This window comes from Haloarcula montana (assembly GCF_035666295.1).
In the GTDB taxonomy this organism is placed as follows: Archaea; Halobacteriota; Halobacteria; order Halobacteriales; family Haloarculaceae; genus Haloarcula; species Haloarcula montana.
In genome coordinates this window covers 2,935,850-2,962,109 of the sequence record NZ_CP142027.1, presented here as the reverse complement: position 1 = coordinate 2,962,109, position 26,260 = coordinate 2,935,850, and the positions used below count along the sequence as shown (strand labels likewise).

Here is a 26,260-nt window from a genome sequence, read left to right as displayed (position 1 = left end):
AGGCGAGTGATACTGGCGCCGCGTTCCGGGAAACAGTATAAGTATCCCTCCGTCAATCATGTAGGTGATGGCTACACAGGTCCTGATGCTGGCGTGGGGATTCCCGCCGAACGTGACCGGGGGACTGGACACGGCGGTCGGGGAGTTGTTCGAGCGACTCACCACCAGAGACGACATCGACATCGAACTCGTGTTGCCAGCGGAGTACGCCCCCGACGGGTACGACAACATCCACGGCGTCCCGACCGGACAAGGAGATATCATCACCCGGATCGGCCGGCTCTCAGGGGAGTTCGTCGACCGAGCGGCCGATGCGGATATCGTCCACACGAACGACTGGTTCGGCTACAATCCGGGATCGCGGGCTCAGTCGACACACGACGTCGAGTGGGTGACGACGTTTCACTCACTGTCCTCGGATCGCAACATGGAACCCCCGGACCGGGAGGTCCAGACCGAACAGCGGGTCGTCAACCGCGCCGACCACCTCGTCGCTGTCAGCGAGTACACTGCGGGGAAGGTCCGGCGAGAGTACGGCCGCGAGTCCACGGTCATCTACAACGGGTTCTCGTCGGTGGAAACCACCGGCCGTGATCTCAAATCCGAACTGGGGATCGACGGCGAGATGCTCTTTTTCCTCGGCCGGCACACGGACCAGAAGGGGATCTCGTATCTCCTCTATGCCCTCTCGAAGCTCCGTCGCGACGACCTGACGCTCGTGTTAGGTGGGTCCGGTCACCTCACCGCACAGCTCGAACGGTTCACCGATCTGCTCGGGATCGACGACCAGGTCGAGTTCGTGGGCTACCTGCCCGAGGAGGAACTGGGCGACTACTACGCCAGTGCGGATCTGTTCGTCTCGCCGTCGCTCTCGGAGCCGTTCGGGATCACCTTTACCGAGGCGCTCTCCGTCGGGACGCGCGTCGTCGCGAGCAACGCCGGCGCGGCGGAAGTACTCCCGGAGGACTGCCTCATCGAGGTCGAACCGCAGTCGGACTCGATCGCGGACGGGATCGAGTACGCACTGACGCTGGACACACCCATCGAGTACGACGTCAGGACCTGGGACGAAGTGGCCGAAGACCACGCGACGTTGTACAAGAAGATCGCCGGAGCTGGCGATACCGATCCACAGGACGGCGAAGACGACATCGAGAACTGATCAGCGAAGGATTCTGAGGTCCGTGACCGGTTCCGGATGGACGATGCGGAACCCGTCGGCCGTCGGTGACAGTCCGGTACGCTGGGCTCCCTCACCGCCCGACTGATAGGGGCTGTCGGAGCCGTCGGCGGACTGATACGGACTGTCGGACTCGTCGACTGATTGGTACGGGCTGTCCGACTCCGCGGACTGGTACGGACTGTCCGAGTGGGGCGTACCGTCGCCGGCCGAGTCCGGTGGCCGCTCGAAGTCCTCGGGTGGGAGGTAGATCCGCTCGCCCGAGCGGGACTCGACGACGACAGCGGCGTCTCGGTCACCGGTCGCAGTGATGACTGTCCGGCCGTTGTCGATATCCATCTCGACCGAGATCGGGATCGACTGGCTTCCGGAGTCCGCTTCTGGATCGCTCATACCGGACCCTGACCGCGAACTCACTTATACTGTTTCCCCATCCGAGGGTTCGCCAGTGGAGAACAAGTAAGTCAGTCGACACTTCGACATCCGGTTGTCAACACACACCATGAGACATATATCTCGTGGGCTGTTGTAGGCAGGAAGATGCGGTTGCGAACGGCACTTAACGACTACAAGCGTGGGGGAGACGCCGAGGCGTCGACGGGTGCGTTCTCCGGGCACGGGGACCGACTCGTCCACGTCGCGCCGTCGGGGAGCGTCCGTGACTACTCCAGCGCGATCTCCGGGCTGTACGGGATCGATCGCTCGCGGTTCGGCATCGAGACGCCGCGCCGGACGGTCTGGCTGGACGAGGTAGAGACGGTCAGACAACACTACTACCGGGAGACGACGTTGATCGAGACGGAGTACGACGCCGGGGAGTTCACCGTCCACCAGTACGACCTGACGCTGGGCCGTGCCCATCTCACGCACGTGGAACTCCGTGGGGCAGTCCCTCCGAACGCGTCGTTGCTCGCCTTTCTCACGTTGGCACCCGAGGGACGAGAGACACAGGTCGGTCGGCTCGTCCACCCCGAGAAAGGCCCCGACGACGGGACCGTCGTCGAGGTGTTTCACCACGACGAACACGACTACGTCTCGGCCACGACAGGCCTGGCCAGTGTTCGTGGGCAAGTTCCCGAGACGTTCCCCGAACTAGTAGCCGACGACCCAGTCGAGTTTCCCCGGGAAAAGGCGCGCGAGCGATACGAGGATACACACCTAAGTGGCGACGTGGTCGTCCAGGCACCGCTCGAACGGGAAGGGCGGGGACTCCGAACCACGATCGTGACACAGCTCTCGGATCACGGGGATATCGACCGCGAGACGGCGATCCGCGATCTCCAGTCGTGTACGGAGCGGTTCCAGAGCGCCCAGGACATCAAAGCGGCCGCGCGGGACCGGACGGAGATCACTGTCCCGGAGGACATCGCCCGCGAACGCGTCGTACAGAGCGACCTCCGGGCACTCGATCTCTTGCGAGCGCCCAGTGGCGGCCGGATCGCAGCACCGGAGTTCGATCCGTTCTACCGCAACTCGGGCGGATACGGCTACACGTGGTTCCGAGACGACGCACGGATCTCGCAGTCGCTGCTGACTGCGACCGCCGAGTTGGGATTGGCTGTCGACGACGAACTCGTCGAGAGCGCACAGTTGTACTGTCGAACACAGTTGCCCGACGGGACCTGGCCGCACCGTGTCTGGGCGCGCGACGGATCGCTGGCACCCGGCTGGGCGCACGCACACGTCGAGGGCGACGACGACTCCCTGGAGTACCAGGCCGACCAGACGGCGACGGTGGCCGCGTTCCTGGCGGCGCTGCTCCGGGAACGGCGGGACCTGCTGTCCCCCGAGATCACCAGCGAGATCCGGGAGACCATCGAAGCCGCGGTGGGAGCGATGGAGCGGCATCTCGACGACGGCGGCCTCCCCGGTCCGTGTCAGAATCTCTGGGAGGACATGGTCGGCCAGTTCACCCACACGGCGGCGACGTACCTCGAAGCGTTCGCGACTGTCGCAGGCGCACCGGTCGCCGACGACCTCCGCGAGCGAGCCCGCAGTGGCGCAGCGGCAGTCGCGGACGGACTCGATCGACTCTGGGAGGACGCGACCCGGACATACGCGCTTCGGCTGACCGACGGGGGACTGGACCTGCGGCTCGACGCCGCGACGTTCGCGCTCGTCGATGCGTTCGCGGCGTACACGGCGCTCGACGGTGTCGAGGTGGATGCCGAGACGGCCGAGCGGCTCACCGACCACGTCGGCGCGTGTCTCGACGAACTCTACCGGAACCCGGCCGGCGAGCCGGTAGCCGGATTGATCCGGTACGAGGGGGACACCTGGCGGACCGACGGCCAGGACGGCGAGAAGATCTGGGGGTTGACGACCGCGATGGGCGCCGCCGCGGCCGCGCGACTCGGTGCGTTGCTGGAAGCGAACGGTCGCGACGGGACGGCGTTCTTCGAGCGTGCGGCCGGACTCTACGGACTGCTCGAACACGACGGGCCGCTGGTGACGGATCTGGGATACCTGCCCGAACAGCTCTACGACGACGGGCGAGCCGACAGCGGGACGCCCCTCGGGTTCGCACACGGCTATCGGTTGCAGGCGACTGCAATCCTCGCGGCCCACGATGCGCTGCCCAGCGCCGCGCCCTCACCCTCCGGGCCGCCGGACAGACCCCGCTGGACGACCGGTGAGAAGTTCGGGGTCGGAACTGTCGCCGACCACCGAACGGCGGACTCCTCTCGGGTCTGGTTCACGCTCACCGCCGGTGCACTGACAGAAGTCCGGTTCCCGCGAGTGGACCTGATGAACCTCCGGACAGTGGATTTCATCGTCTCCTGTCGGACGGACGACTACACGGTCAGGACCCACGTCGAAGGGGCCAGCCGGGCCGAGGGGTCCGTCGAGCGGTGGGTCGAGCCGACGGCGGAGGACGCGCTCTGTTTCCGCCACGTCGTCACCGAAACCGGCGACGGACAGGGCCACGAGTGGCGGCTCACGGTCGAGTACGCCGCCGATCCCGACCACGACGCGGTCGTCGCCGATGTCGAGTTCGAGGCGCGGGACGGGAAACAGTACGACCTGTTCGCGGCAGCCGACGTGGCGCTGGCAAACAGCGGGACGCAGGACCGCGGCCTCCGACTGGGCCAACCCGGTCGGTACCACCTCGCAGCGAGGGACGCGAGTGCCTACACCGGGTCCTCCACCGAGCCACGGTTGGTCGACGAGGACGGGGAGGGATACTCGGTCGCCCTCGCGATGGTCGCGGCCGACCGCTTCGACTGGGCGACCGTCGGCACCAGCGGGAGCCAACCGATCAGCGAACTGTTCGCGGACGGCAGACGGCCCGAGCCCAGAGAGTCGATCTCGAACGAGAGCGTCGTCCTCGTCGGACAACTGGGAGCCGGCGAGCGCCTCTCGGAGACGCTGGCGCTTGGCTTCGCCCGACAGGCCGACACTGCCGCGGCATTGGGGGAGGCCGAAGGCGCTCTCGCGGCCGGCTACGACGCTGTCAGGGACGGATACGTCGAGTCCTGGCAGTCGTTCATCGAGGACCGTCCGCTTCCGGAGTCGGTGGCCAGCGACCCCGAACTGACGGCCCAGTATCGGACCGCGCTGATGACGCTGCTCGCGGTCGAGGACAAGACGTTCCTCGGGGGCTCGATCGCGTCGCCGTCGGTCCCGTGGGGCGAGGCCGTCACGGCCGAGGAACCCAAGGGGTACGGCTACAACTTCGTCTGGGCGCGGGATCTCTATCAGGTGTTTACCGCGTTCGAACTCGTCGACGACCTGGACACCGCCGTCACTCAACTGGAGTACATCTACCGGTACCAGCAGGACGAGAACGGCTTCATCCCGCAGAACACGTACCTCAACGGGAACACCCGCTGGGGCGGCGAACAGATGGACAACATCTCGCTCCCGCAGGTGATGGCGGCCCGTTTGCTGGAACGGGGATACGGGTTCGCGGACGTGGCGTACGACTACGAGCACGTCCGCCGGTCGGCCGACTACGTGGTCCGCAACGGCCCCGCGACGGGCCAGGAGCGCTGGGAAGAGGAGTCGGGTTACTCGCCGTCGACCATCGCGGCCGAGATCGCCGGGCTGGCCGCCGCGGCACAGATCGCCCTGGAAACCGACCGGGACGCCGACGCGCTGGTCTGGCTCTCGCTCGCGGACCGCTGGGCCAACATGGTCGAGAACTGGACGGCGACACACACCGGAACCGACAGGCATACCCGAACGCCGTATTTCGTCCGGATCACCCGTGACGGCAACCCGGAGACGGGCTTCCGACGGCGGCTGGCCAACGGCGGCCCACAACTGGACGAACGGGACATCATCGACGCCGGGTTCCTCGAACTGGTGCGATTGGGGGTCGTCCCCTGGGACGACGAGACGGTCCGGAACTCGGTCGCCGAGGTCGACGATACGATCCGCGTCGATCTGCCCGCCGGGGCGGCCTTCTACCGGTACAACGGCGACAGCTACGGCGAACGCGATCGCGAGAACAGCGGCGCACCGTGGGCCATCGAGAACAGCGGGAAGGGCCGGCTCTGGCCGTTGCTGACCGGCGAGCGCGGTGAGTACGAGTTGCTGGCCGACGCCGACGAGGACGCCCTGGAACCGACCGAACTCCTCCGGACGATGCAGCGGTTCGCGAACTCCGGACGGATGATCGCGGAACAGGTCTGGGACAGGGAGTACAGCACGGAGTACGACTGGGAGTACGGCGAAGGGACGGGATCGGCAACGCCGCTCGCCTGGGCGATGGCACAGTTCATCAGGCTCGCACACGGGATCGACGAGGGACGACCTGCGGAAACACCGGCGTTCGTCCGTGAACGATACAGCGAGAACGGGCGCCACGACCCGGATCGGAGTCCCGGACTCCACGTCGATACCAGTTTCGAGGGCAACCAGGTCGTCGTCACCGGGGAGACCACCGCTGCGGTCGTCGCGATCAAGACGCCGACAGACACCGCGCTGGTCGAACCCGACGACGGGGCGTTCGAGGAGCGGTTGGCGATCCAGTACGGAGAGAACGATATCCTAGTGGCCGCTGCGGCCGAGCGCGACATCGAGTCCGCTGGAACGACCGTCAGGCGGCTCACAGTGTGACCGTCATGCCCCGGGATCGTCCCTCACCAGTAAGGGGGGCGAGTGAGGCCCCCCGCCGTTGTCAGGGACGGTATGGAACTGACGCAAGCACGGTCCGAGGTGGTCGCCGATCAGGGGGAGAACACGCTTCATCTCGTCCTCCGGGGACGGCCGACTCCCGAGGAGGCCAACCGGCTCGCCGTCGAAGCGGTCACCTCGGCACGACATCTCGATACGGGATTCACGCTCGTCACGGATACCTCCGCCCTCGGTGACCGATCAAACGATGTCGTCGAGCCGCTCGTCCGGGCCCGAAACCAGCTCCGTGAGATGGCCTGTGGGCGGATGGTCAGTGTCGTCGCGGGCGAGTCAGCCGAGGACCCGACCCGGGGAGACCACCGAGTCGAGACGACGACCTCGCTCGCAGCGACAGCGGGAACGCGGGTTCCGACAACTGACTGACCGGTCGGGGAAAGATTGAAGTCCATTCCTGTCATACGCTAACATGGAGCGCACGACTCCCGGCGGGAACCACCGTCGTATCATTCCGGGATTGGCACCGACGGCCAACCGATGCAGCGGGGGACGGCCACCCCGCTGACTACTTCACCCTTATATTGACTCGTCCAGTAGCAGTGCGTAGCGTCCATGACCGCGTTGCGCGCTGTCGTCCGGTTCGGCGAACACCAGCCACTCGGTGAGGGAGTGGTCCCGCTGGTAGAGGCTCACCTCTACGGGGACGGGCTGGCGAGGTTCGTCGCCTTCCGGGTCACCGACGGACCGGAACTCGAACGGGTTCCAGGCGCGTACGCGGCGGATTTCGACGCCGACCCCGCCTATCCGGTGACTGATCTGCTCCTCGCGTTCCCGGAGACCCGTGGACTCTCCTCGGTCGGACAGCGCCTCGATACCCTCTCGACGAAAGCCGAAGCGAACTACGACCAGTCCTTCGAGGCGATGGTGTTCACGACCGACGTGGAGTGGGGAAGCGACGGCTACGGGCGGCTCTTCGAGGGGCGGAGCCAACTGGAGGCACACCCGTTCGACGGCGTCGCAACCGTGACGCTCTTGCCGGGCGCGAGCGAGCGCCAGCGGGAGGGACTCCGTGCGAACCTCGATCGACTCGACGGCACCACAGCGGTCTACACAGCCGACAGTGACTGACAACGACACCGACTTTGCGAGCGACCACGGATGGACAGTCATGGACGGGCAGCGACTGCCCGGGACGAGCCGACGCGAGCGGGTCGTCGCCCACGTCGACATGGACTGTTTCTATGCGGCCTGCGAGCGGCGGCGCGAACCGGCGCTCCGCGGCGAGCCACTGGTCGTCGGGATGGGCTACGAACCCGACGAGTCACACGGTGCAGTGGCGACGGCCAGCTACGAGGCCCGCGAGTACGGCGTCGAGTCGGCCATGCCCATCTCCGAGGCGCTGGACCTGCTCCCCCGGAACGTCGAGGCCGCGGAGGCCCCCGACCTGGATATCTCCGACGCCGGCTTCTACCGCCCGGTCGACCTGGACTACTACGAGAGCGTCGCCGGGGAGGTGAAGACGATCCTCCAGGAGACCGCCGAGACCGTCCGCGAAGTGAGCATCGACGAAGCCTACCTCGACGTCACCGACGTGGTCGAGTGGGACGGCGCACGGGAGTGGGCGGCCACGCTCAAAGACAGAATCGAGGCGTCGGTCGGGGTGGTCGCAAGCGTCGGGCTGGCACCGACGATGAGCGCGGCGAAAGTCGCCAGCGACTACGACAAACCGGACGGGCTGGTCGTCGTCGAACCCGGCGAAGTCCGGGAGTTTTTCGCGCCGTTACCCGTCGAAGACGTCCACGGCGTCGGTCCGGTGACTGCCAGGGAACTCGCGACGATGGGGATCGAGACAGCGGGCGAGTTGGCCGACGCCGATCCGGAACTGCTCGCGGACGCGTTCGGCGAGCGCGGCCGGGAGATCCGCCGGTTCGCCCGCGGCGAGGACGACCGCGACGTGACCCCGAAAGGGGACCCCAAGAGCCTCTCACGGGAGTCCGCGTTCACCGAGGCGACGGACGACGGCGAGACGGTTCGACGCCGCGTCCGGACGCTCGCCGAGGCCGTCGCGGACCGCGCACAGCGCCAGGAGGCCAGGTATCAGACAATCGGGATCAAGGTTGTCACCCCGCCGTTCGAGCGCAACACGCGCGCCCGTTCGTTACCGGGACCGGTCGAAGACCCGGAACTCGTCGAATCGGTCGCACTGGACCTCCTCGAAGAGTTCGCCGAGACCGAGATCCGGAAGGTCGGCGTACGCGTCTCCAACCTCGACTTCTCGGCCGGCCAGCAGGCCAGTCTCGACGGGTTCGAGTCCGCCGGCGAGGAGAGCGCGGAACCGACCGATAGTCCGGATACGGAGGGACAGACAGATCTCGGTACGTTCGACGGATCGACTGCGGCCGATGGCGCGACCCGACTCGACACGATGAACGGCCAGACCACGCTCGACGAGTTCCGCTGAGTCAGTCCACGCCGTGTTCCAGGTTCTCTAGGAGTTTCCCGACGAACAACCCCGCCCGTGGCGAGAGCGAGTCCTCCGGCGGGACCGTCGTCGGGTGGGCCGCGAGCGTCCGGACGAACTGCTCGCCGTGCGTCATCGCCCGGAGCATGTCGACCACGTCGACGGTCAACCCCTCGTCGGAGGTGTCGACCTCGGGGAACTGCTCCCTGTAGGCGTCGGTGTACTCGATCGTCCAGGCCGGCCCGCCGACGGCCTCGACGATGGCCTCAAGCGGACCGATCTCGATCCGCCCCTCGGCGGTCCCGACGTAGACAGTCCCGTCTTGGACGACTGTCTCGTACCGTGCCATTACTCACCAGATCACATGGGGGTTCGGCTCCCACGGCATTAGGGATTTCCCGGATCAGTGGCGTCAACGGACGAAAGACGCCTGTCTGACGGATAGTTATGGGCTGTGGGTGTCTTCGACACAGTACGAATGGCAGAGACCGAACAGATAACCGTCGCCGACACGAGCGACGGCGTCGGCGGGAACACCGATCCCGGTCGACCGGTGAACCTCCCGGTCGTGGAACTGCTCACCGGGCGCGGGTTCATCACCGGCAAGAGCGGGAGCGGGAAGAGCAACTCCGCGAGCGTCATCGCGGAGAAACTGCTCGACAACGGGTTCGGGTTGCTCATCGTCGACATCGACGGGGAGTACTACGGGCTCAAAGAGGAGTACGAGATCCTCCACGTCGGCGGCGACGAGGAGTGTGACATCCAGGTCACCGAGGACCACGCGGGCAAAATCGCGTCGCTCGCACTGGAACAGAACGTCCCGATCATCCTCGATATCTCGTCGTTTCTCGACGAGGAAGCGGCCGAGACGCTGCTGACAGAAGTCGCCAAGCAACTGTTCGCCAAGGCGAAAAAGCAGAAACAGCCGTTTCTGATGCTTGTCGAGGAGTGCCACGAGTGGATGCCGGAAAAAGGGTCGATGGGCGAGGTCGGGAAGATGCTCATCAAGATCGGCAAACGCGGCCGGAAACACGGGCTGGGGATCGTCGGTATCAGCCAGCGGCCGGCCGATGTCAAGAAAGACTACATCACCCAGTGTGACTGGCTCGTCTGGCACCGGCTGACCTGGAACAACGACACCAAGGTCGTCGGGCGGATCCTCGATACCACATACGCCGACGCCGTCGAAGACCTCGCAGATGGGGAAGCGTTCCTGATGACTGATTGGGCCGAAGCCGTCCACCGGGTCCAGTTTCGGCGCAAACAGACCTTCGACGCGGGCGCGACGCCCGGCCTCGACGACTTCGAGCGCCCGGAACTGAAGTCGGTCAGCGAGGATCTCGTCTCGGAACTGGAGACGATCAGCGAGGAGCAACAGGCTACCGAGAACCGCATCCAGGAACTCCGGGAGGAACTCGACGACAAGAACTCACGGATCGCGGAACTGGAACGGGAACTCCAGGACGCACGGGACCTCTCGCGGATGGCCGAGCAGTTCACCGAAGCACTGGTCGACCACGTCGACGATTACAACCCCGGACGGACCGCGAAAGAAGAGGAACGGAGACGCCAGGACCGGTTCACCGATGCCGCCGACGGACAGGACGCCGGGGACGACGCGGCCGCCGAGGACGATACACCGGAGGCTCCCTCCGGCGGCGGTTTCGGCGACGCGTTCGGCGACTTCGCACCCGACGAGGGGATGGACAGCCCGGCGACCGCCGACGCAAACGGCGAATCGTCCGGAGCCGACACGGTGTCAGCCAACGGCCACGGGGACGGCGACGATGCCGAGTCCGCTTTCGCCGCGGCGATGGCGTCGGTTGGCGGCGGGTCCCCAAAAGCCAGCGAGCAGGCTGACGCCGGCGGTGCGACCACCCAGAGCGGGACCACGGCTCCCGCCGGCGACGCGGCCGCACCGATCGATCCGATCGACGGCTCGGTCCCGGAGGCTGTCGCGGATCTCGCTGCCGACATCGCCGATCTGGAGGGGAAGACACGGCGGATGCTTTCTTTCTACGTCGAACAAGGCCCCGGGACGCCGTTGAACGCACACTTCTCGGCCGGTGGCTCGGGGGACCGAACTGCAGCCTACGCCCGGAACCGGACCCTCAGACTCCGTGGACTCGTCGAACACGTCGGGCGTGGCTCTTACGACGTGCGACTGGACCAGCTCCTCGACGAGGAGACGGCGACGGATCTCCCCGCCGAACAGCGCGAGGAGTACGCCGACAGACTCGAAGGACAGATCGTCGACACCGAGGAGTAGGCTCAGACCAGCGGTTCGACGAGGTCTTCGAGTGCGGCCCGCGGATCGTCCGCCTTCGCGACGCCGCTCGCCAGCAGGACGCCGGTCGCGCCGAGATCACTCGCCGAGACGAGGTCCTCGCCGGTGGAGATCCCTGCGCCACACAGCACGTCCACGTCACCGTCGACCCGAGCGGCCGCGTCAACAGCGCGGGTGACGATATCGGGGTCGGCCTTGCTGACCGGCGTCCCGGTTCCGATGAGTTCCGGCGGTTCGACGGCGACGGCGTCCGGGCCGAGCGCGGCCGCGGCACCGATCTGTGCCGGGTTGTTCGCACAGACGATCGTCTCCAGCCCGACTCGGTCGGCAGCGTCCAGGGAGCCGTCGATGTCTGCCAGTTTGAGCCGGTTCTCAGAGTGGTTGAGCAGCGTCCCGACGGCGCCGGCGTCGGCGGCGGCCTCGGCGAGTGTGCTGCCGGTGTGGCTGCCGTGTTCGACCGGGCTGACGTGCTGTGCCCACGTCTCGACGCCCGTCTCGGCGACGGACTCGATGTGTGCTGCCTGGGGTGCGACGGCGACGCGGACGCCGGCGTCGTCGCTGACATCCGCTGCGGCAGTTGCGACCTCGATCGGATCACACGGGTACGCCTTCAGATTGACGAGAACGAACATACGACTACCACCTCACCCGACGGGCAAATAGATTGTGCGGGTCCCGGTACCACACGAAAGCTGGGGGTATTAAGACGGATTACGCCCTCATCGACAACTGAACCGTGAACCGTGGCGCTGGGGGAACACAGACGGTCCTGATCGTCGAAGACGAACAGCATCTCGCCGACCTCTACACCGACTATCTCGCGACAGCGGAGTACGACGTGGTGACCGCTTACGGTGGTGAAGAGGCGATCGAACTCCTCGACCGCGAGCCGGATATCGTGCTCTTAGACCGACGGATGCCCGTCGTCTCCGGCAACGAGGTCCTGGCCGAGATCGAAGAGAGTAATGTCGACTGTCAGATCGCGATGGTCACAGCGGTGAACCCGGACTTCGAGATCATCGAGATGGGCGTCGACGACTACATCGTGAAGCCGGTCACGCGCGACGAGTTGGTCGAGGTGGTCGAGCGCCTGGAGAAGATCGCGGAGTACAACGACCAGCTCCGTCGGCTAACGACGAAGAAACTCAAACGGAACGTCCTCCAACTGGAGAAAACCGAATCGGAACTCCGTGAGAGCGACCAGTACACCCAACTCCAATCGGATATCGACGAGATCGAAACGAGCGTGGATGCACTCGCCGACGAACTCGACGTCGAGGAAGAAGACCTCAGACTCTAGTCTTTGCGTTCGACCATGTCCCCGAGGGTGTAGCTCCCCTGGCTCTCGCCACTCGACCACTCGTTCTCCTCACTGCTTCCCCCCTCGCTCAGTGAGATTCCCAGTTCGCGTTCGAGTTTCGTCTGGATCTCGTCGGTCGGGAGCGTATCACCGCGTTCGAGTTTCCGGATGAGACTCGCCTTCTCGTTGAGCTTCCGTGCGAGGTCCTCCTGGCTCATCCCCTCGGATTCACGGGCGTTCCGGATCCGCTGGTCGTAGTCCTGGGCCACCTCGTCCATCTCGTCGAACATGTCACGGCGACGGCCACCGCCGGAACTAGACGAACTCGCGCTCGAAGCGGACGAAGACGAACTGTCCGACCCACTGGAGGACGTCGAGTACTTCGTCGACGTCGTGGAGGAGTCCTCGGTCGTGACCTCCGTGCCGAAGTCGGTACACTCGTCGCAGACGTCGAGTTCAGCACCCTCGATCTTGACGCGGTTCGGAGACGAGACCTCCTTGCCGCACATCTCGCACTGGACCATACTGCCGGGTTGGAGAGGGGAGTGTATAAATGGTGTGCCGGCAGTCGTGTCAGTCCAACGCCCGCATCGAGTGATAGAACCGCTGGACAGCGGTGAGATGTCCGACCAGTGCGAAGACCACGAGGAGCCAGCCGACGAGCGAGAGGCCGGCGGGCTGGGCCTGGACGAACGCAGCGATGCCGGTGACGACACCGACGAGCGCCAGCCGGTCGGCCCGGCCGAGCACCCCACCGTAGACGCGGTCCAGTCCGACAGCCTGGGCCTGTGTCCCGAGATACGAGGTCATCAGGACGCCCGTGACGGCCGCGATACCGAGCGCCCACCGGTCGATTCCGGCGGCAAGGCCGACGATGATCGCGATATCGGCGTAGCGATCCAGCACGTGATCGAGCAGGTCACCGCCCGAGGAAGCCACGTCGAGTTCGCGGGCGAGGGCACCGTCGACGAGGTCGAGCCAGCCGTTCGCGAAGACCAGTACGGCACCGAGCAGGTACAACAGGGGGTCTCGCGTCGCCACGCCGTAGACGCCGCCCGCAGCCACCGCCAGCAGGAAGGCGATGACGCTCACGCCGTTGGGCGAGAGGCCGGTCATGCGGGCAGCGCTGACGAACGGCCCCAGCGCACGGTCGGCGAGGGGTCTGAACCGGTCCAGCGTCATAGCCAGTCGACGTACGAGACGGTTCCCGCACTCGGTTCGCGCTCGCCCTCGATCACGGATTCGATGGCCGCCGCCACCTCGTCGGGGTCGCTGTCGGTCGTGACGACCTCGTAGACGGCATCGGTCCCGTGGCGGTCGACGGCTTCCGAGAGGATCACGTCCAGGGCCTCCGATTCGGCGTTCTCGGCGGCCTTGGCCTCCTCGTCGCCGCGGCCGCGCAACCGGCTCGCGACGGTCTCGGGGTGAGCCCGGAGGACGACCACACGGTCGGCGTCGAAGTGGTGTGCCAGGTGTGACTCGAAGACGACGTTCTCGTGACCGTCGAGCCAGTCGGCCACCGCGTCGAGGTCGGCGACGAGACTCCCGCGTTCCTCGTCGACGCCAGTCGAGAACCCCTCGGAGGTGACAACGTCGTTGAGATGGACCACGTCGAGGTCGGTGTCGAGTCGCTCGGTCGCCGTCGTCTTGCCCGTCCCCGGTGTCCCGGTCACAGCGATTCTCACGCCTCTGTCACCTCGACGATCCCGTTGAGTGTGTCGACGGCCCGGCGCGTGTCCTCGCGGGTCCCACAGGTGATCCGAACGCAGTCGGGGAGGCCAAACGAGGAGCAATCCCGGAGAATGACGCCGTGTTCCTGTGCGGCGTCGGTGACAGCCTCGGCGTCCCCGACCTCGGCGAGGACGAAGTTGCCCGCGCTCTCCCAGGTGTCGGCGGCGAGTTCGTCGCAGATGTACTCCCGGGACCACGCGGCCGTCTCGACGGATTTGCGAACGTGTTCGTCGTCGTCCATCGCCGCCAGCGCGGCCCGGCAGGCGAGTTCACTCGCCGAGAAGGGAGTGTTGATCCGGGCGTAGGCGTCGGCCCAGGCCTCGGGAACGATCGCGTAGCCGATCCGGACACCGGCGAGGCCGTAGGCTTTCGAGAACGTCCTGAGTATCGCGACGTCGTCGCGGTCAGCCAGCAACGACCGTTTGCTCGGCCGGTCGGAGAACTCGCCGTAGGCCTCGTCGACGACGACGAGTGTCTGCTCGTCAGTGTCCTCGGCGATCTCCCGGACTGCGTCGGTCGAGAACTCCGCACCGGTTGGGTTGTGTGGACTCGTGAGGTAGACGATCCGCTCGCCGTCGTAGTCGCTCAGGACTGTCTCGGCCGTCTGCGCGAAGTCGTCGGCCTTCGAGAGACTGTACTCGGCGACGGTCCCGTGATGATAGCGCGCGCTCATCGGGTAGTAGGCGAACCCGGGGTTGGGGACCAGCACACGTTGCCCCGGGTCCAGCATCGCCCGGGCGAGACAGTCCAGCGCCCCGTCACCGCCGTTCCCGAGCCAGACCTGCTCGGTCTCACAGTCCCAGTGATCGGCGATCCTCGCCACGAGATCGGCGTGAGAGGCTTTCGGATACGAATGCATCCCCTCTGCCGAGGTCCGGATCGCGTCGACTGCTGCCGGGCTCGGCCCGAACATGTTCTCGTTGGAGGCGAGTTTCACGAGGTCGCCGGGATCGATCCCGAGTTCCCGGGCGACTTCTTCGATACCCCGGCCCGCCCGATAGACCGTGTGCGACGAGAGATCGCGTGGCTCCATGGATGTGCCAAGCGGGTGGGGCGGCTTAAGAGTGACCACCTGTTCCGGGCGCCGGAACGGCCGGTCTACCCGAGGATCGAGAACGTGTGTTCGCGCTCGGCGTCACAACTCGGGCAGGTGTGGCGGTAGACGATCTTCCCGCCGTTCGTCCGGCTCTCCCAGTTGCCGGCCTCGTCGACGAAGCCACACTCCGGACACTTCTTTCTCGTTCCCTCGTAGCGGCTCTGGATGCGTGCCAACGGCGACACACCTCCTTTGCGGTTTGTTGCCATGGAACATAGTACTTTGTAACGGTAAATAAATCTTCACCTCGTCGAAACCAGCCTGGAACGACATTCACTCGGGCGGTCCGTCCCACTGCTCGCCGTCGTCCTGTGGTTCGTACCCGATCGTCTCACGGGCGTGGTCGAGATCGTCGAGCCAGCGCCGCTCGTTGCCGCTGACACCGTAGAAGTGGTCCCACTCGACGGAGTCGTCGTCGAGACAGCACGCGACCATCTGTGCCAGATCCCGCCGGGACTGCCAGAGCCCCTTCATGCGTGCGACCCACTTCTCGTAGGCATCACTTCCCCGTTCCCAGCGACCCTCGTCGACGCCGTATTCCGCGTCGCCGTACGGATGGTCGTACTCCGGTTCCCGGATCGTACCGAGACGGAGACCGTAGACCCTGATCCCGTGGGCTTCGGCGGCGAGACGACCGAGATTCTCCCCGTAGCTCTTCGTGAGAGCGTACGGGGAATCGGGCCGGTGTGGTTCGTCGTGGCCGGCGACGATGCCCCGGTCGTGGTAGACCTCGGGAGCGTTCTTGGCCTCGACCATCCCGACGGCGTGGTTCGAGGAGGCGAAGACGATGCTGTCCAAGCCGGCGTCGATCGCCGCCTCGTAGACGTTGTGGAGCGCTTCGAGGTTGTCGGCCTGTGCCGTGTTCCAGGTCAGCGCTCGGGAGTCGGGGCCGCCCGTGCCCGGAATCAACGCCAGATGGACGACAGCGTCCTGCCCCTCGAAGTGGGGGCGGATCTCGTCGTACTCCCCGATATCGGCCACGACCGTCTCGTGGGGGCTCGGAACGTCCTCGATATCTAGAAGAGTGAACGTGTACCGATCGTCGTCACCGAGATGGTCGGTGATCGCCGTCCCGACGGTTCCGTGTGCGCCAGTAACGAGAACGTCCATACACTATCGGGGGACGGCTCGTGGTTATCCCTTTCCCCGTAGTCACTCGAGCGGGAGCGCCCCGATGTCGATCTCGAACTGGAGCGTCCCGTCGACGACCTCGCGATCGACCGGAACCCGCTTGCCGGTCAGTTCGTCGACTTCGTCCGGTGCCAGCCCGTAGGCGTCCAGAAACCGCTTGAGATCGCAGTTCGCGCCCCAGACCGGCGGGCGTTTGAAACACTGCTCCAGGGACGCGCCGCCGGGCAGTTCCATGTGGAGACAGACCTCGTGTCCTTCCTCGGTCACGTCCGTGATCTCGACCGTATCGAGGTTCCCGTTCGTCCGAACACGGGAGAGCGCATCGGCCGTGTTGTCGATGTCACCTGGCATATCTCTCCGTGGTAGCGCCGGCAGTGAAAACTTTTCACATACCGGGACGGTGGAACGACACCGCGACGGTCGACAGCGTCGGCGACGGTCCTGGCCGTCAGGCGGGCGAAAGCAGGACGTTCAAGACGGTCCCGTCCAACCACCGTCCATGAGCATCGTCGATGCCGCGATCTTCGGAACCCACCTCGTGTTCGCGGGGCTCTGGTCGGGGAGTGTCCTGTTTACTGTGTACGCCGTGTTACCGGTCGCGATGGACGGCGACGCCCGGGTACGGGCGCTCGAACCCGTCGTGGGAAAGCTCAAGATCGTCTCGCGAACGAGCGCGCTGGTACTGTTGTTGACCGGCGGCCACATGGCCGCGACGCGATACACGGCGGCGTCACTGACCGGGAGCGGTCGGGGGCACCTCGTGCTGACGATGGTCGCGCTGTGGTTCCTGCTGGCCGGCCTCGTCGAGGTCGGCGCGTCGAAACTCTCCGACGGGTTCGAACAGAAGAAGGTCGGGGAACCGGCCCGCGAGGCCCGGCCGTTCCTGCTCGGTGCCGCCGTCGTTGCTGTCCTCCTGTTGCTCGACGCCGGCGCCATCCTCGGGCTGTACTACTAGAGACGCTCGTCGACGTGGTCGGCACATTTCAGCGCCAGCGCACCGATCGTGAGCGTCGGGTTCAGCGATCCCGCAGTCACGAACACCGACGAGGAGGCGATCGAGAGGTTCGCCAGATCGTGGGTCCGCAGCGTCGGCGTGACGACGCTCTCGGCGGGATCGGTCCCCATCCGGGTGGTCCCCATGTGGTGATAGGCGGGACCGGTCGCGTCCGGCCCGATGGTGCCGCCGATCTCCGCGCCGAGTTCCGACAGGATCGCCCGCTGGATCTCGTTGGCCCGCCGGAGCGAGCGCTCGACGCGGGGGCCGAGTGACCACTGGATATCGGGGACCGGGTTGCCGTGGTCGTCGGTCCGGGAGGTGTCCAGCGTCACGCGGTTCTCCTTCCTGGGTGGCTGCCCGACGAGTCCGCCCATTGCGATATGGGTTCCGTAGGCCGCCCGGAGATCGGCGAGCAGTTCGTCACCCCAGGACTCACCACCCAGCGCGAGTTCGACCGGGGAGGGACCGGCGTAGTTCAGGAACTCCAGTTTGATCGGCGAGAGCGACTCGTCGGTGGAGTCGACGACCGTCTCACCGGTGTCGGCACGCTCGACGGCCTGGCCAGGGTCGTCGTAGAACTGGTGGCTCTCGCTCGTGATGAACCCGATATGGTTCTGGCGGGTCTCCTGGTCTAAGACGCCGTCGGCCCCGGCGTAGAGGTGCTCCATGAAGTACTGCCCCACCAATCCCGAGGAGTTCGCGAGGCCGTCGGGATGCTGTTCGGACTGTGACAACAGCAACAGGCGGGGGATCTCGATGCCGCCGGCTGCCAGGACGAACTGCCGGGCGGGCTGTCGATGTTCGGTCCCGTCCGGTGTCGCGTAGACGGCGGCGGTGACCCCGCCCTCGCCGTCGGTCTCCAGGCGCTGGACAGGGGCACGATCGACGATCCGTGCGCCGGCCGCCTCGGCGTCCCGGGCGTGGACGCTGGCGTCGTACTTCGCACCGGAGGGACAGACCGGCTGACAGGTCCCGTAGCCCACACACTGGCTCCGACCGTCGTAGGTCTCCGAGTTGCGTGCGTTCGGCACCGAGTGGGTGGCGATCCCGAGCGACTCGCAGGCGTCGGCGAACAGCGAGTCGCTGTAGGAGGGCGAGAACCCCGGCATGGGATAGGGGGTCTCCCGGGGCGGCGCGAAGGGGTTGTCGGCGTCGCCGGCGACGCCCATCGCTTGCTCGGCCTCGGCGTAGTACGGTCGGAGGTCGTCGTAGCCGATCGGCCAGGCCGGATCGTCCGTGTCGTGGCCTCCCTCGAAATCCGTCGGGTGGAGCCGCATCACCATCCCCTGCCAGTGTAACGTCGACCCGCCGACGCCTTTCACGCGGGAGATGTTGAGCGGGTAGTGTCGCTCACCACTGGCGCTGTAGGCGTCTCGCTCTCCCCCCATCTCCCAGACATCCCGGCCGTCGCCCGGTCTGATGGCCCGTTCCATCCGCTCCTGGCGGGAGTCGAACGCGAATCGCGGGCCGGCCTCCAGGACCACCACGTCGTGGCCGTCGCTGGCGAGTCGGCTGGCGACGAGCGAACCCGCGGGGCCGGCGCCGACGACACAGACATCCGCGCGGTCTGACGGCTCGCGCTGCTCCATCTCGTCGCTGGATTAGGCAATCCTAAACTTATGCGTTGCTATGCGCGATTACGGGATCTTGACCGAGTGTTCGAGCGTGCCGACGCCCTCGATCTCGATCTCGACGGTGTCGCCGTCCGAGAGCGGGCCGACGCCCTCGGGCGTTCCGGTGGCGATGACGTCACCCGGTTCCAGGGTCAGGTACTCGGTGATCTCCGCGATGAGTTCCGGGATAGAGAAGATGAGGTGTTCACGGGAGGACGACTGGCGGGTCTCGCCGTTGACCCGACACTCGATGGTCGCGTCCTCGGGGACGTGTTCCGGCGTCGCGACCAGCGGACCGATCGGACAGGCGTTGTCGAAGGCCTTCCCGCGGACCCAGTTCTGTTCGCGGTTCTGATCGTCGCGGTTCGAGATGTCGTTGACGCAGGTGTAGCCGGCGACCACGTCCATCGCGCCGGATTCAGAGACGTTCTTGCACTGTTCGCCGATGACGACGCCCAGTTCCGCCTCGTGATCGATCCGTTCCTTGCCCGAGGGCAGCGTGAGCGTGTTGCCGTGAGAGGCGATGGCGTTGGGAGCTTTCAGGAACAACATCGGCCGATCGGGCAGTTCCTCTTCCATCTCGTCGGCGTGCTCAGCGTAGTTACGGCCGATACAGACGACTTTCGTAGGCTCGCAGGGAGGGAGGATGTCCACCTCGTCGGGGTCGTAGCTCTCGTCCCCGAAGGCGATGCGGCCGTAGGGGCCGGCCGCAGCAGTGACGACAGGCTCACCGTCCTCGACGGTCCAGCGGCCGCCTCGGACGTTCCCCCCGGAGTCACGGAATCGAACGCGCTTCATGGCTTGCTCCACTCTCTGGTGACGGATAAGCGTTTAGGAGGGTGTGTCCGGACGCCATCTGTCGATTTCGACGGGCGTCTACGTCGGTATCGTCAGAGTGGGAACCAATGGGTAGTTCGCCGCCCGTCCCACGGGTGACCGAACGCCTTTTGAGACGGGGCGGGCTACGCCCGGTCGATGAACGTTCTCGTCGTCGGTGCGGGCGCGATGGGGCGGTGGGTCGCCGGGACGCTCCGGGATCACGCCGACGCGACGGTCGCCTTCACCGACACCGACCCGAGCGCTGCCGACGCCGCTGCCGGGGCCGTCGGCGGCCGCGCCGTCGAGACCGACACCGACGAGCGCTTCGACGTGGTCTGTCTGGCCGTCCCGATGCCGGTCGCACGTGTTGCCATCGAGGAGTACGCGCCCCTGGCGACCGAGGCTGTCGTCGACGTGACCGGGAGCATGCGGGAGCCAGTCGAGGCCATGCGGGCGGTCGCACCTGGAATCGAGCGGATGAGCCTCCACCCGCTTTTCGCCCCGGACAACGCCCCCGGAAACGTCGCCGTCGTGATAGACGCCGGGGGACCGACCGTTCAGCGGCTCAGGGAGGCGCTATCGGCGGCCGGAAACGCGCTGTTCGAGACGACCGTCGAGGAGCACGACACCGCGATGGAGACCGTCCAGGCGGCCGCCCACACTGCCGTCCTGGCGTTCGCGCTGGCCACCGAGGACGTGCCCGAGTCGTTCCACACGCCGATATCGGCCGGATTGGCCGACCTCGTCGAAACCGTCACCGGCGGTGACTCCCGGGTCTACGCCGACATCCAGCGGGCCTTCGACGGGGCCGACACGGTGGCCAACGCCGCCCGCCGCCTGGCCGACGCCGACCCCGATGAGTTCGCTCGCATCTACGAGGAGCTATGAACGCCGACACACGCCGACAGATCCGCGAGAACGCCCAGTACCTCCGGAGCGTCCGTCCGCTCGACCCCGAGGAGATCCACGAGTACGTCGAGGACCGCCCCCATCCCGCGGTCGTCCGGCAAGTCCTCCGGGAAGAGGCGTTCGACCTCGCCATCGTCGAGCGCGAGGACGGGACCTTCGTGCCGGCCCCGGAGGAACCGCTGTCGGTCCCGTTCCACGGCGTCGACTCGTTCCCGACGCCGTACGCCCGCGCCGTCGAAGACCTGCTCGTCGAGGAGTTCGGCCCCGACTGGCACCGCGGGGCCAGCGGCGACCGACTCCGCGAGCGCATTCGGGACATCAAAGAGCGGTACCTCCAGGGCGCGCCCGTCGAGTACGACCGGCTCACCGCGCTGGGGTACGCGATCTATCACCTCCCGGACTACTACGCGACGGCCCAGTACCTGCTGGCCGACCTCGCTCGTGAGAGCCTGCTCCCGTCCAGAATCCGGGTGCTAGACGTCGGGGCCGGCGTCGGCGGCCCGGCGCTTGGTCTGCTCGATCTCCTGCCCGAGGACGGACTGCTCGACTACCACGCCGTCGAACCGAGCGCGGCGGCGGACGTGCTGGACCACCTCCTGGAGTCGGCGCCGCCACACGTCGGGACGACGATCCACCGTGAGCAGGCAGAACAGTTCGACCCCGAAGGACCGTTCGACCTGATCCTCTTCGGCAACGTCCTCAGCGAACTCGACGGTCCGGAAGCGACTGTCCGCCGGTATCTCGGCTTCCTCGAAGACGACGGGACGATGCTGGCGATCGCTCCGGCCGACCGCAACACCGCGACCGACCTCCGGCGGACAGAACGGGCCGTCGCCGACGACGGTCCCGCGACCGTGTACGCACCGACGGTGCGGCTCTGGCCCCACCAGCGTCCGAAGGGAGACTGCTGGTCGTTCGACCGCAAGCCCGACATCGACGTTCCGGACCTCCAGCGCCGCCTGGACGACGCCGGGGGCGGGACCGGCGAGTTCGTCAACACCGACGTCCAGTACGCCTACAGCGTCCTCCGGACCGACGGGCAAACACGCATCGATATGACTCCCGATCGCGGCGTCCACGCGCCGATGGCCGACGCCGAGGAGTTCGTCACCGACCGGGTGAACCTCCTGGCGATCAAGTTGAGTCCGGACCTCTCCGAGGGAGGGAACCCGCTGTTCCTGATCGGCGACGGCAGCGAGGCCACCGACCACTTCGCGGTCCGGACCGATGCCTCGATGCTCAACGCCGACCTGGTCGAAGCGGACTACGGGGACCTCCTCTCGATCCAGAACGGGCTGGTCCTCTGGAACGACGACGAGGCGGCCTACAACGTCGTCGTCGACGGCGAGACGGTCGTCGACCGGGCACGCTGAGCGGTGGGCTTTTCTCCCGGACAGCCCGACGAAGGGTATGAACGAGGACGAACCGGCGATCCTGTTGACGAACGACGACGGCATCGACAGCGCCGGGCTGCAGGCGTTATACGAGGGACTCTCGGCGGTCGGTGACGTGACTGTCGTGGCTCCGGCCGAAGACCAGAGCGCCGTCGGCCGAGCGATCTCCCACGAGGTCGAGGTCCGCGACCACGAACTCGGCTACGTCGTCGAGGGGACGCCGACCGACTGTGTCGTGGCAGGGCTGGAGGCACTCGTCCCCGGGACCGACCTGGTGATCGCGGGCTGTAACCGCGGGGCCAACCTCGGGGCGTACGTGCTGGGACGCTCCGGAACCGTCAGCGCCGCCGTCGAGGCGACGTTCTTCGACGTTCCCGCGATCGCCGTCTCGATGTACATCCCCGTCAGAGAAGACGCCGCCTTCTCCGATATCGAGGCCAACGGCGACAGCTACGGCGAAGCAGCGCGTGCGACTACCTACCTGGCCGATCACGCCCTCGGCGCCGGCGTCTTCGAGCAGTGTGACTACCTCAACGTCAACGCGCCGGTCGCCGAGTGGGGACCCGCGGACATCGAGATCACGCGTCCCTCACAGCTCTACGAGATGGACGCCGTCCACAACGGCGACGCGGTGACGCTGCACGACCGGATCTGGGAGCACATGGCCGACGGCGATATCCCCGACCCCGAGGGGACCGACCGGCGTGCCGTCGTCGACGGAAACGTCAGCGTTTCGCCACTGACTGCACCACATACCACCGAACATCACGAGGCGCTCGACGCACTGGCCGAGACCTACGATCCGGACGCCTGACCGCCGATACGTTCAAGACTCTCGCCGACGCCGCCTGTAGTACGATGGCGACCGCCACCGAAGGCCACTCGCTCCAGTTCAGACAGGTGGCCGGTATCGTGCTGGCGGTTGCGCTGATCGCACTCCTGGTATTCGGGCTCGATACCGGGGCTATCGTCGACACCCTCGCCGGTGCCGATCCGACGCTCGTAGTCCTCGCTTTGGTGACCTCACTGGCCGCCCAGTTGTGCTGGAGCCTGACGACGGCGACGCTGTTGGCGGGGACGAACGGCTCGCTTCCCCGCCACCGCGTTCAGTTGGGGTATCTCTCGGGGACCTTCGGCAAACAGATCCTCCCGCTGGGGAACGTCGGCGGGACGGCCATCCTCGCGTACGTCATCTCCGAGGACTTGGGACAGCGGTTCAGGGACGTCTTCGCGGCGGTCACTGCAAGCGAGTTGGTCATCTTCGCCGGGTCGTTGGGCGTCGCCGCCCTCGGGCTCTTCGAACTGGTCCTGTGGCCCCGTCCGGGGTTCGACGGACCGGTGGTCCTGGGAGGGTCTGTAGCGATACTGGCTGTCCTCGTCGTTGGCAGTGCGCTCGTCGCGTACCGTCGTGGCGCCGTCGGGACGCTCGTCGTCGCCACTGCTGCTGGCGTTCACTGGGCGCTCTCGCCGTTCTCCGAGCGTGTCGCACGGCTCGTCGAGCCAGCGCGGGTCAGGACTGCCGTCGAGTCGTTTCTCACGGGATTCGAAGCGGCGACGGCCGACAGGCGTCGGGTCGCGGTCGCAGCGCTGTTCGGAGTCGCCGGGTGGCTCGCGTTCGGCCTGGCGCTGTACTACGGCCTCGTCGCCGTCGACATCTCGCTCCCGCTCGGACTGGCGCTGTTTCTCGCCCCCGCGAGCGGGCTGGCGACACTCCTCCCGACACCGGGCGGGCTCGGAAGCTCGGAGGTTGGGCTCACGGCCGTGTTCACGCTGCTGACGGGCGCGTCGCTGGAACAGGCTGCTGCCGGGGTGCTCCTGTATCGTCTGGCGACGTACTGGCTTGTCCTGACGATCGGTGGCCTGGCGAGTGTGTACCTCTCGGCGTCGGTCTGGCACGCACTGGATTGATCGGGAGGCCCGACGATGGTCAGGGTTATACCGCCGGACACGAACTGGGAGACACCGAGCCGATGCGCTTCAGGAACGCACTACTGTTCGTCGCGTTAGCTGTCGCCTGGGGCAGCGCGTTCACCGCGATCAAAGCCGGCCTGGACTACTTCCCGCCGGTCCTCTTTGCCGCGTTCCGGTACGACCTCGCCGGACTCCTGATGCTTGGCTACGCCGTCTACACGACCGACCGCTGGCGCCCCCGGACCCGACCGGAGTGGACGCTGGTCGGGATCGGCGGGCTGTTCATGATCGCCGCCTACCATGCGTTCCTCTTTGTCGGCGAGTTGGGCGTCACCAGCGCCGTCGCCGCGATCGTCGTGAGTCTCTCGCCGGTCCTGACGACCGCCTTCGCTCGTGTGTTCCTCCCCGACGAGCGACTCACCGCACTGGGTGTTGTCGGCCTGCTCGTCGGCTTCGTCGGCGTCGCCGTGTTGAGCAACCCTGAGCAGGGCGCGATCGTCACGAGCCGAACCGTCTCGCTGTTTCTCGTCTTCCTGGCTGCGACCGCGTTCGCGCTCGGGAGCGTCCTCACCCGCCGCGTCGACGCCGATCTCCCGATCGAGACGATGGAGGCGTGGTCGATGCTACTGGGCGCTGTCATCATGCACGGTGCAAGCGCCGCCATCGGGGAGTCGTTCGCGGCGGTCCGCTGGGAGCCCCGGGGGCTGTTCGCGCTGGGGTATCTCGTGGTCGTCGCGAGCGCGCTGGGCTTTCTGGTCTACTTCGATCTGCTGGAGCGACTCGGCCCCATCGAGATCAACCTGGTCTCCTACGCCGCGCCCATCGTCGCCGCGATCACCGGCGTCCTGTTCCTACCCGAAGAGTTGACGGCGGCGACCGTCGCCGGCTTCGCGCTCATCTTCGCGGGGTTCGTCCTGCTGAAACGGGACGCGATCAGAGCGGAACTGATCGGGACGGAACGGCCCACAAAGGGGGACCACTGAGCGTTCAGAACAACCCCGTGATGAAGCCGACACCCATCAGTATCAGCACGGTCGCCGAGAACAGGGGGAGATACGGCGTGATCCGCTCGACTTCGTCTTCGTAGCGGTCGTAGCCGGCCAGCAGCAGCGCCGTCAGCCCGACGATCCCGGCGATCACGGTGACTGCGTACGCGCTCATCAGTTCCAGACAGTAGTTCGATCCCGCACAGAGCGCGATGATCTCGAACTCCTCCTCGTGGGCAAACCCCAACAGGAACGCGGCCCAAGCGATGCTGAGCAGTCCGCGGTCGGCAGCCGTCGAGAGCGATCCGTGATCGTGTTCGTGCCCACCGACGAACGGGAGGAGGTCGCCGAGTCGGGTACGGAGTCCGTCGACGTGGTTTCGTTCGGTACGGTCGTCGCCGTGTGCGTGGGCGTGACCGTCGTGGGAATGACCGTGATCGTGGTGCCCGCCGGACCGGGTGTGACTGTCGGCGTGGTCGTGCGTGTCGCCGTCGCTGATCCCGTGACTGTGGCCCCCAGTGGACTCCCGGATGCCGAGCACGATCAGGAGGACACCGGCGACGACGCTCACCGGGCCGCCGATCTGGAGACCGGCGACAGTCAGTGGCTCGTTGACCTGCGTCAGCGAGAAGTACGACTTCGCGTAGAAGAACACGCCCACCATCGCCAGGCTGCTCACGAGATGGCCCAGCCCGAGGATGGTGCTCGCGGCGATGCCGGAGACCCACTCGTTTGACTGCTCCATCGCGTAGGCGGCCGCGACCGGCCAGCCGTGGCCGGGTTCCATTCCGTGGACCGCTCCGAGGGCGACGGCACCGGCGAGGAGGCCGGCCAGTTCGCGCTCAATCATCACGAGCGAACGTAGCACCAACGGCCCGTTAAGAGTAGTTAATACCCGTTCGGGGGGATCGTCATACGATCGCAGGTGAGCCGGCGGTGTTCATGTGTCCCGCGCGAGCAGAGTTCGACGATGCGAACGAGTTTCAACATCCCCGACGATCTGGTCGGATCGTTCGACCGAGTCTGGGAAGACCAGGGCCTCGACAACCGCTCGCGAGCGGTCCGGGAAGCGATGCGGGAGTACATCGAAGCCCACTCCCGGTTCGAGGAGCGATCCGGCGAAATCGTCGCGCTCGTGGGCTTCGATTACCGCCACCACGACGTCATCGAGTCGCTCCACACCGTCCAGCACGACTACCAGGACGTGATCCTGAACACGAGCCACACCCACCAGGGCGAGTGGTGTCTGGAGTCGCTGTTCTGTCGCGGACCGGCCCAGCGAGTCCGTGCATTGACCAACAGACTCCGTGATTTCGACGCCGTCGGCCGCGTCAAGGTGATGATGATACGCGACGATGACTGACAG

At 66.5% G+C, this 26,260-nt stretch carries 27 protein-coding genes; 14 read left to right on the top strand and 13 right to left on the bottom strand.

The annotated features are described in order from the left end of the window. The first annotated feature begins 85 nt into the window (after nucleotides 1–85). Entirely contained in the window at nucleotides 86–1,162 is a 1,077-nt protein-coding gene (locus VJ109_RS15685; RefSeq protein WP_434737283.1) for a glycosyltransferase family 4 protein, read from the top strand. Here VJ109_RS15685 and VJ109_RS15680 read toward each other — a convergent pair whose 3' ends face one another. Continuing rightward, nucleotides 1,163–1,573, bottom strand: coding sequence for a DUF7510 family protein (locus VJ109_RS15680; protein ID WP_324758040.1), 411 nt, complete (start codon nucleotides 1,571–1,573; stop codon nucleotides 1,163–1,165). Between the two features lie 147 nt (nucleotides 1,574–1,720). Here VJ109_RS15680 and VJ109_RS15675 point away from each other — a divergent pair, with 147 nt between their 5' ends. The 4 genes from VJ109_RS15675 (at nucleotide 1,721) to dinB (ending at nucleotide 8,720) form a co-directional block, all read left to right on the top strand. Continuing rightward, on the top strand, nucleotides 1,721–6,244 hold the full coding sequence (locus VJ109_RS15675) for a DUF7997 domain-containing protein (protein ID WP_324758038.1): 4,524 nt from the start codon (nucleotides 1,721–1,723) through the stop codon (nucleotides 6,242–6,244). Nucleotides 6,245–6,316: 72 nt separating this feature from the next. Further along, nucleotides 6,317–6,685 (top strand): hypothetical protein, encoded by a 369-nt coding sequence (locus VJ109_RS15670; RefSeq protein WP_324758037.1) that lies wholly within the window; start codon nucleotides 6,317–6,319, stop codon nucleotides 6,683–6,685. Nucleotides 6,686–6,871: 186 nt separating this feature from the next. Continuing rightward, on the top strand, nucleotides 6,872–7,387 hold the full coding sequence (locus tag VJ109_RS15665; RefSeq protein ID WP_324758035.1) for a helix-hairpin-helix domain-containing protein: 516 nt from the start codon (nucleotides 6,872–6,874) through the stop codon (nucleotides 7,385–7,387). A 40-nt stretch (nucleotides 7,388–7,427) separates the two neighbouring features. Then, nucleotides 7,428–8,720: a DNA polymerase IV gene (gene dinB, locus VJ109_RS15660; protein WP_324760361.1), complete on the top strand. Its 1,293-nt coding sequence runs from the start codon at nucleotides 7,428–7,430 to the stop codon at nucleotides 8,718–8,720. A 1-nt stretch (nucleotide 8,721) separates the two neighbouring features. Here the strand turns inward: dinB and VJ109_RS15655 are convergent, their stop codons facing one another. Beyond that, entirely contained in the window at nucleotides 8,722–9,069 is a 348-nt protein-coding gene (locus VJ109_RS15655) for a hypothetical protein (RefSeq protein WP_276221352.1), read from the bottom strand. A 129-nt stretch (nucleotides 9,070–9,198) separates the two neighbouring features. On the opposite strand from VJ109_RS15655, the gene VJ109_RS15650 reads away from it, so the two are divergent. Next, entirely contained in the window at nucleotides 9,199–10,989 is a 1,791-nt protein-coding gene (locus VJ109_RS15650) for a helicase HerA domain-containing protein (protein WP_324758032.1), read from the top strand. Nucleotides 10,990–10,991: 2 nt separating this feature from the next. On the opposite strand, the gene tpiA is transcribed toward VJ109_RS15650, so the two are convergent. Beyond that, nucleotides 10,992–11,639 (bottom strand): triose-phosphate isomerase, encoded by a 648-nt coding sequence (tpiA, locus tag VJ109_RS15645; protein ID WP_324758030.1) that lies wholly within the window; start codon nucleotides 11,637–11,639, stop codon nucleotides 10,992–10,994. Between the two features lie 104 nt (nucleotides 11,640–11,743). On the opposite strand from tpiA, the gene VJ109_RS15640 reads away from it, so the two are divergent. Further along, entirely contained in the window at nucleotides 11,744–12,307 is a 564-nt protein-coding gene (locus VJ109_RS15640) for a response regulator (RefSeq protein WP_324758028.1), read from the top strand. On the opposite strand, the gene VJ109_RS15635 is transcribed toward VJ109_RS15640, so the two are convergent. The 7 genes from VJ109_RS15635 to VJ109_RS15605 form a co-directional block, all read right to left on the bottom strand. After that, nucleotides 12,304–12,831 (bottom strand): multiprotein bridging factor aMBF1, encoded by a 528-nt coding sequence (locus tag VJ109_RS15635; protein ID WP_324758026.1) that lies wholly within the window; start codon nucleotides 12,829–12,831, stop codon nucleotides 12,304–12,306. The two genes, VJ109_RS15640 and VJ109_RS15635, sit on opposite strands and share 4 nt — an antisense overlap. Nucleotides 12,832–12,880: 49 nt before the next feature. Then, nucleotides 12,881–13,489, bottom strand: a complete 609-nt coding sequence (locus VJ109_RS15630) for a CDP-alcohol phosphatidyltransferase family protein (RefSeq protein WP_324758024.1) — start codon at nucleotides 13,487–13,489, stop codon at nucleotides 12,881–12,883. After that, nucleotides 13,486–13,992: an adenylate kinase family protein gene (locus tag VJ109_RS15625; RefSeq protein WP_324758022.1), complete on the bottom strand. Its 507-nt coding sequence runs from the start codon at nucleotides 13,990–13,992 to the stop codon at nucleotides 13,486–13,488. The genes VJ109_RS15630 and VJ109_RS15625 overlap by 4 nt, the downstream gene beginning before the upstream one ends. Beyond that, nucleotides 13,989–15,071, bottom strand: coding sequence for a histidinol-phosphate transaminase (gene hisC, locus VJ109_RS15620; protein WP_324758020.1), 1,083 nt, complete (start codon nucleotides 15,069–15,071; stop codon nucleotides 13,989–13,991). The genes VJ109_RS15625 and hisC overlap by 4 nt, the downstream gene beginning before the upstream one ends. A 65-nt stretch (nucleotides 15,072–15,136) precedes the next feature. Then, entirely contained in the window at nucleotides 15,137–15,343 is a 207-nt protein-coding gene (locus VJ109_RS15615) for an HVO_0649 family zinc finger protein (protein ID WP_324758018.1), read from the bottom strand. A gap of 64 nt (nucleotides 15,344–15,407) precedes the next feature. Next, on the bottom strand, nucleotides 15,408–16,244 hold the full coding sequence (locus VJ109_RS15610; RefSeq protein ID WP_324758016.1) for an NAD-dependent epimerase/dehydratase family protein: 837 nt from the start codon (nucleotides 16,242–16,244) through the stop codon (nucleotides 15,408–15,410). A gap of 42 nt (nucleotides 16,245–16,286) precedes the next feature. Further along, nucleotides 16,287–16,616 carry a hypothetical protein gene (locus tag VJ109_RS15605; protein WP_324758014.1) on the bottom strand — a complete coding sequence of 110 codons (330 nt, stop codon included), beginning with the start codon at nucleotides 16,614–16,616 and terminating at the stop codon, nucleotides 16,287–16,289. A gap of 148 nt (nucleotides 16,617–16,764) precedes the next feature. Between VJ109_RS15605 and VJ109_RS15600 the strand changes: the two genes are divergently transcribed. Then, nucleotides 16,765–17,220 carry a transporter gene (locus VJ109_RS15600; protein ID WP_324758012.1) on the top strand — a complete coding sequence of 152 codons (456 nt, stop codon included), beginning with the start codon at nucleotides 16,765–16,767 and terminating at the stop codon, nucleotides 17,218–17,220. Here VJ109_RS15600 and VJ109_RS15595 read toward each other — a convergent pair. Then, nucleotides 17,217–18,851, bottom strand: a complete 1,635-nt coding sequence (locus VJ109_RS15595; protein ID WP_324758010.1) for a GMC family oxidoreductase — start codon at nucleotides 18,849–18,851, stop codon at nucleotides 17,217–17,219. The two genes, VJ109_RS15600 and VJ109_RS15595, sit on opposite strands and share 4 nt — an antisense overlap. A gap of 48 nt (nucleotides 18,852–18,899) precedes the next feature. After that, the gene (locus VJ109_RS15590; RefSeq protein WP_276221376.1) at nucleotides 18,900–19,673 is read right to left on the bottom strand and encodes a fumarylacetoacetate hydrolase family protein; all 774 of its coding nucleotides are present in this window, start codon (nucleotides 19,671–19,673) and stop codon (nucleotides 18,900–18,902) included. A gap of 177 nt (nucleotides 19,674–19,850) precedes the next feature. Between VJ109_RS15590 and VJ109_RS15585 the strand changes: the two genes are divergently transcribed. The 5 genes from VJ109_RS15585 (at nucleotide 19,851) to VJ109_RS15565 (ending at nucleotide 24,891) form a co-directional block, all read left to right on the top strand. Beyond that, a complete protein-coding gene (locus VJ109_RS15585; RefSeq protein WP_324758007.1) occupies nucleotides 19,851–20,582 on the top strand; it encodes a prephenate dehydrogenase/arogenate dehydrogenase family protein in 732 nt (243 codons plus the stop codon). Further along, nucleotides 20,579–21,976, top strand: coding sequence for a small ribosomal subunit Rsm22 family protein (locus tag VJ109_RS15580; protein ID WP_324758005.1), 1,398 nt, complete (start codon nucleotides 20,579–20,581; stop codon nucleotides 21,974–21,976). The genes VJ109_RS15585 and VJ109_RS15580 overlap by 4 nt, the downstream gene beginning before the upstream one ends. Before the next feature lie 37 nt (nucleotides 21,977–22,013). Beyond that, the gene (gene surE, locus VJ109_RS15575) at nucleotides 22,014–22,811 is read left to right on the top strand and encodes a 5'/3'-nucleotidase SurE (protein ID WP_324758003.1); all 798 of its coding nucleotides are present in this window, start codon (nucleotides 22,014–22,016) and stop codon (nucleotides 22,809–22,811) included. 44 nt (nucleotides 22,812–22,855) lie between these two features. Next, entirely contained in the window at nucleotides 22,856–23,905 is a 1,050-nt protein-coding gene (locus VJ109_RS15570) for a lysylphosphatidylglycerol synthase transmembrane domain-containing protein (protein ID WP_324758001.1), read from the top strand. 62 nt (nucleotides 23,906–23,967) lie between these two features. Then, nucleotides 23,968–24,891, top strand: coding sequence for a DMT family transporter (locus VJ109_RS15565; protein ID WP_324757999.1), 924 nt, complete (start codon nucleotides 23,968–23,970; stop codon nucleotides 24,889–24,891). Between the two features lie 4 nt (nucleotides 24,892–24,895). On the opposite strand, the gene VJ109_RS15560 is transcribed toward VJ109_RS15565, so the two are convergent. Next, the gene (locus tag VJ109_RS15560; protein WP_324757997.1) at nucleotides 24,896–25,744 is read right to left on the bottom strand and encodes a sulfite exporter TauE/SafE family protein; all 849 of its coding nucleotides are present in this window, start codon (nucleotides 25,742–25,744) and stop codon (nucleotides 24,896–24,898) included. A gap of 120 nt (nucleotides 25,745–25,864) precedes the next feature. Between VJ109_RS15560 and VJ109_RS15555 the strand changes: the two genes are divergently transcribed. Then, nucleotides 25,865–26,257 (top strand): CopG family ribbon-helix-helix protein, encoded by a 393-nt coding sequence (locus VJ109_RS15555; protein ID WP_324757995.1) that lies wholly within the window; start codon nucleotides 25,865–25,867, stop codon nucleotides 26,255–26,257. Nucleotides 26,258–26,260 lie beyond the last annotated feature (3 nt).

Excerpts from the sequence above, each read along its gene's own strand:
- VJ109_RS15630 (WP_324758024.1), bottom strand. The coding sequence starts at position 13,489 with ATGACGCTGGACCGGTTCAGACCCCTCGCCGACCGTGCGCTGGGGCCG.
- VJ109_RS15680 (WP_324758040.1), bottom strand. The coding sequence starts at position 1,573 with ATGAGCGATCCAGAAGCGGACTCCGGAAGCCAGTCGATCCCGATCTCG.
- VJ109_RS15605 (WP_324758014.1), bottom strand. The coding sequence starts at position 16,616 with ATGCCAGGTGACATCGACAACACGGCCGATGCGCTCTCCCGTGTTCGG.
- hisC (WP_324758020.1), bottom strand. The coding sequence starts at position 15,071 with ATGGAGCCACGCGATCTCTCGTCGCACACGGTCTATCGGGCGGGCCGG.
- VJ109_RS15650 (WP_324758032.1), top strand. The coding sequence starts at position 9,199 with ATGGCAGAGACCGAACAGATAACCGTCGCCGACACGAGCGACGGCGTC.
- VJ109_RS15670 (WP_324758037.1), top strand. The coding sequence starts at position 6,317 with ATGGAACTGACGCAAGCACGGTCCGAGGTGGTCGCCGATCAGGGGGAG.
- VJ109_RS15675 (WP_324758038.1), top strand. The coding sequence starts at position 1,721 with ATGCGGTTGCGAACGGCACTTAACGACTACAAGCGTGGGGGAGACGCC.
- VJ109_RS15665 (WP_324758035.1), top strand. The coding sequence starts at position 6,872 with ATGACCGCGTTGCGCGCTGTCGTCCGGTTCGGCGAACACCAGCCACTC.
- VJ109_RS15580 (WP_324758005.1), top strand. The coding sequence starts at position 20,579 with ATGAACGCCGACACACGCCGACAGATCCGCGAGAACGCCCAGTACCTC.
- VJ109_RS15570 (WP_324758001.1), top strand. The coding sequence starts at position 22,856 with ATGGCGACCGCCACCGAAGGCCACTCGCTCCAGTTCAGACAGGTGGCC.
- VJ109_RS15610 (WP_324758016.1), bottom strand. The coding sequence starts at position 16,244 with ATGGACGTTCTCGTTACTGGCGCACACGGAACCGTCGGGACGGCGATC.
- VJ109_RS15565 (WP_324757999.1), top strand. The coding sequence starts at position 23,968 with ATGCGCTTCAGGAACGCACTACTGTTCGTCGCGTTAGCTGTCGCCTGG.
- VJ109_RS15655 (WP_276221352.1), bottom strand. The coding sequence starts at position 9,069 with ATGGCACGGTACGAGACAGTCGTCCAAGACGGGACTGTCTACGTCGGG.
- VJ109_RS15595 (WP_324758010.1), bottom strand. The coding sequence starts at position 18,851 with ATGGAGCAGCGCGAGCCGTCAGACCGCGCGGATGTCTGTGTCGTCGGC.
- VJ109_RS15555 (WP_324757995.1), top strand. The coding sequence starts at position 25,865 with ATGCGAACGAGTTTCAACATCCCCGACGATCTGGTCGGATCGTTCGAC.
- VJ109_RS15560 (WP_324757997.1), bottom strand. The coding sequence starts at position 25,744 with ATGATTGAGCGCGAACTGGCCGGCCTCCTCGCCGGTGCCGTCGCCCTC.
- VJ109_RS15585 (WP_324758007.1), top strand. The coding sequence starts at position 19,851 with ATGAACGTTCTCGTCGTCGGTGCGGGCGCGATGGGGCGGTGGGTCGCC.
- VJ109_RS15635 (WP_324758026.1), bottom strand. The coding sequence starts at position 12,831 with ATGGTCCAGTGCGAGATGTGCGGCAAGGAGGTCTCGTCTCCGAACCGC.
- VJ109_RS15590 (WP_276221376.1), bottom strand. The coding sequence starts at position 19,673 with ATGAAGCGCGTTCGATTCCGTGACTCCGGGGGGAACGTCCGAGGCGGC.
- VJ109_RS15600 (WP_324758012.1), top strand. The coding sequence starts at position 16,765 with ATGAGCATCGTCGATGCCGCGATCTTCGGAACCCACCTCGTGTTCGCG.
- surE (WP_324758003.1), top strand. The coding sequence starts at position 22,014 with ATGAACGAGGACGAACCGGCGATCCTGTTGACGAACGACGACGGCATC.
- VJ109_RS15615 (WP_324758018.1), bottom strand. The coding sequence starts at position 15,343 with ATGGCAACAAACCGCAAAGGAGGTGTGTCGCCGTTGGCACGCATCCAG.
- VJ109_RS15685 (WP_434737283.1), top strand. The coding sequence starts at position 86 with ATGCTGGCGTGGGGATTCCCGCCGAACGTGACCGGGGGACTGGACACG.
- dinB (WP_324760361.1), top strand. The coding sequence starts at position 7,428 with ATGGACGGGCAGCGACTGCCCGGGACGAGCCGACGCGAGCGGGTCGTC.
- tpiA (WP_324758030.1), bottom strand. The coding sequence starts at position 11,639 with ATGTTCGTTCTCGTCAATCTGAAGGCGTACCCGTGTGATCCGATCGAG.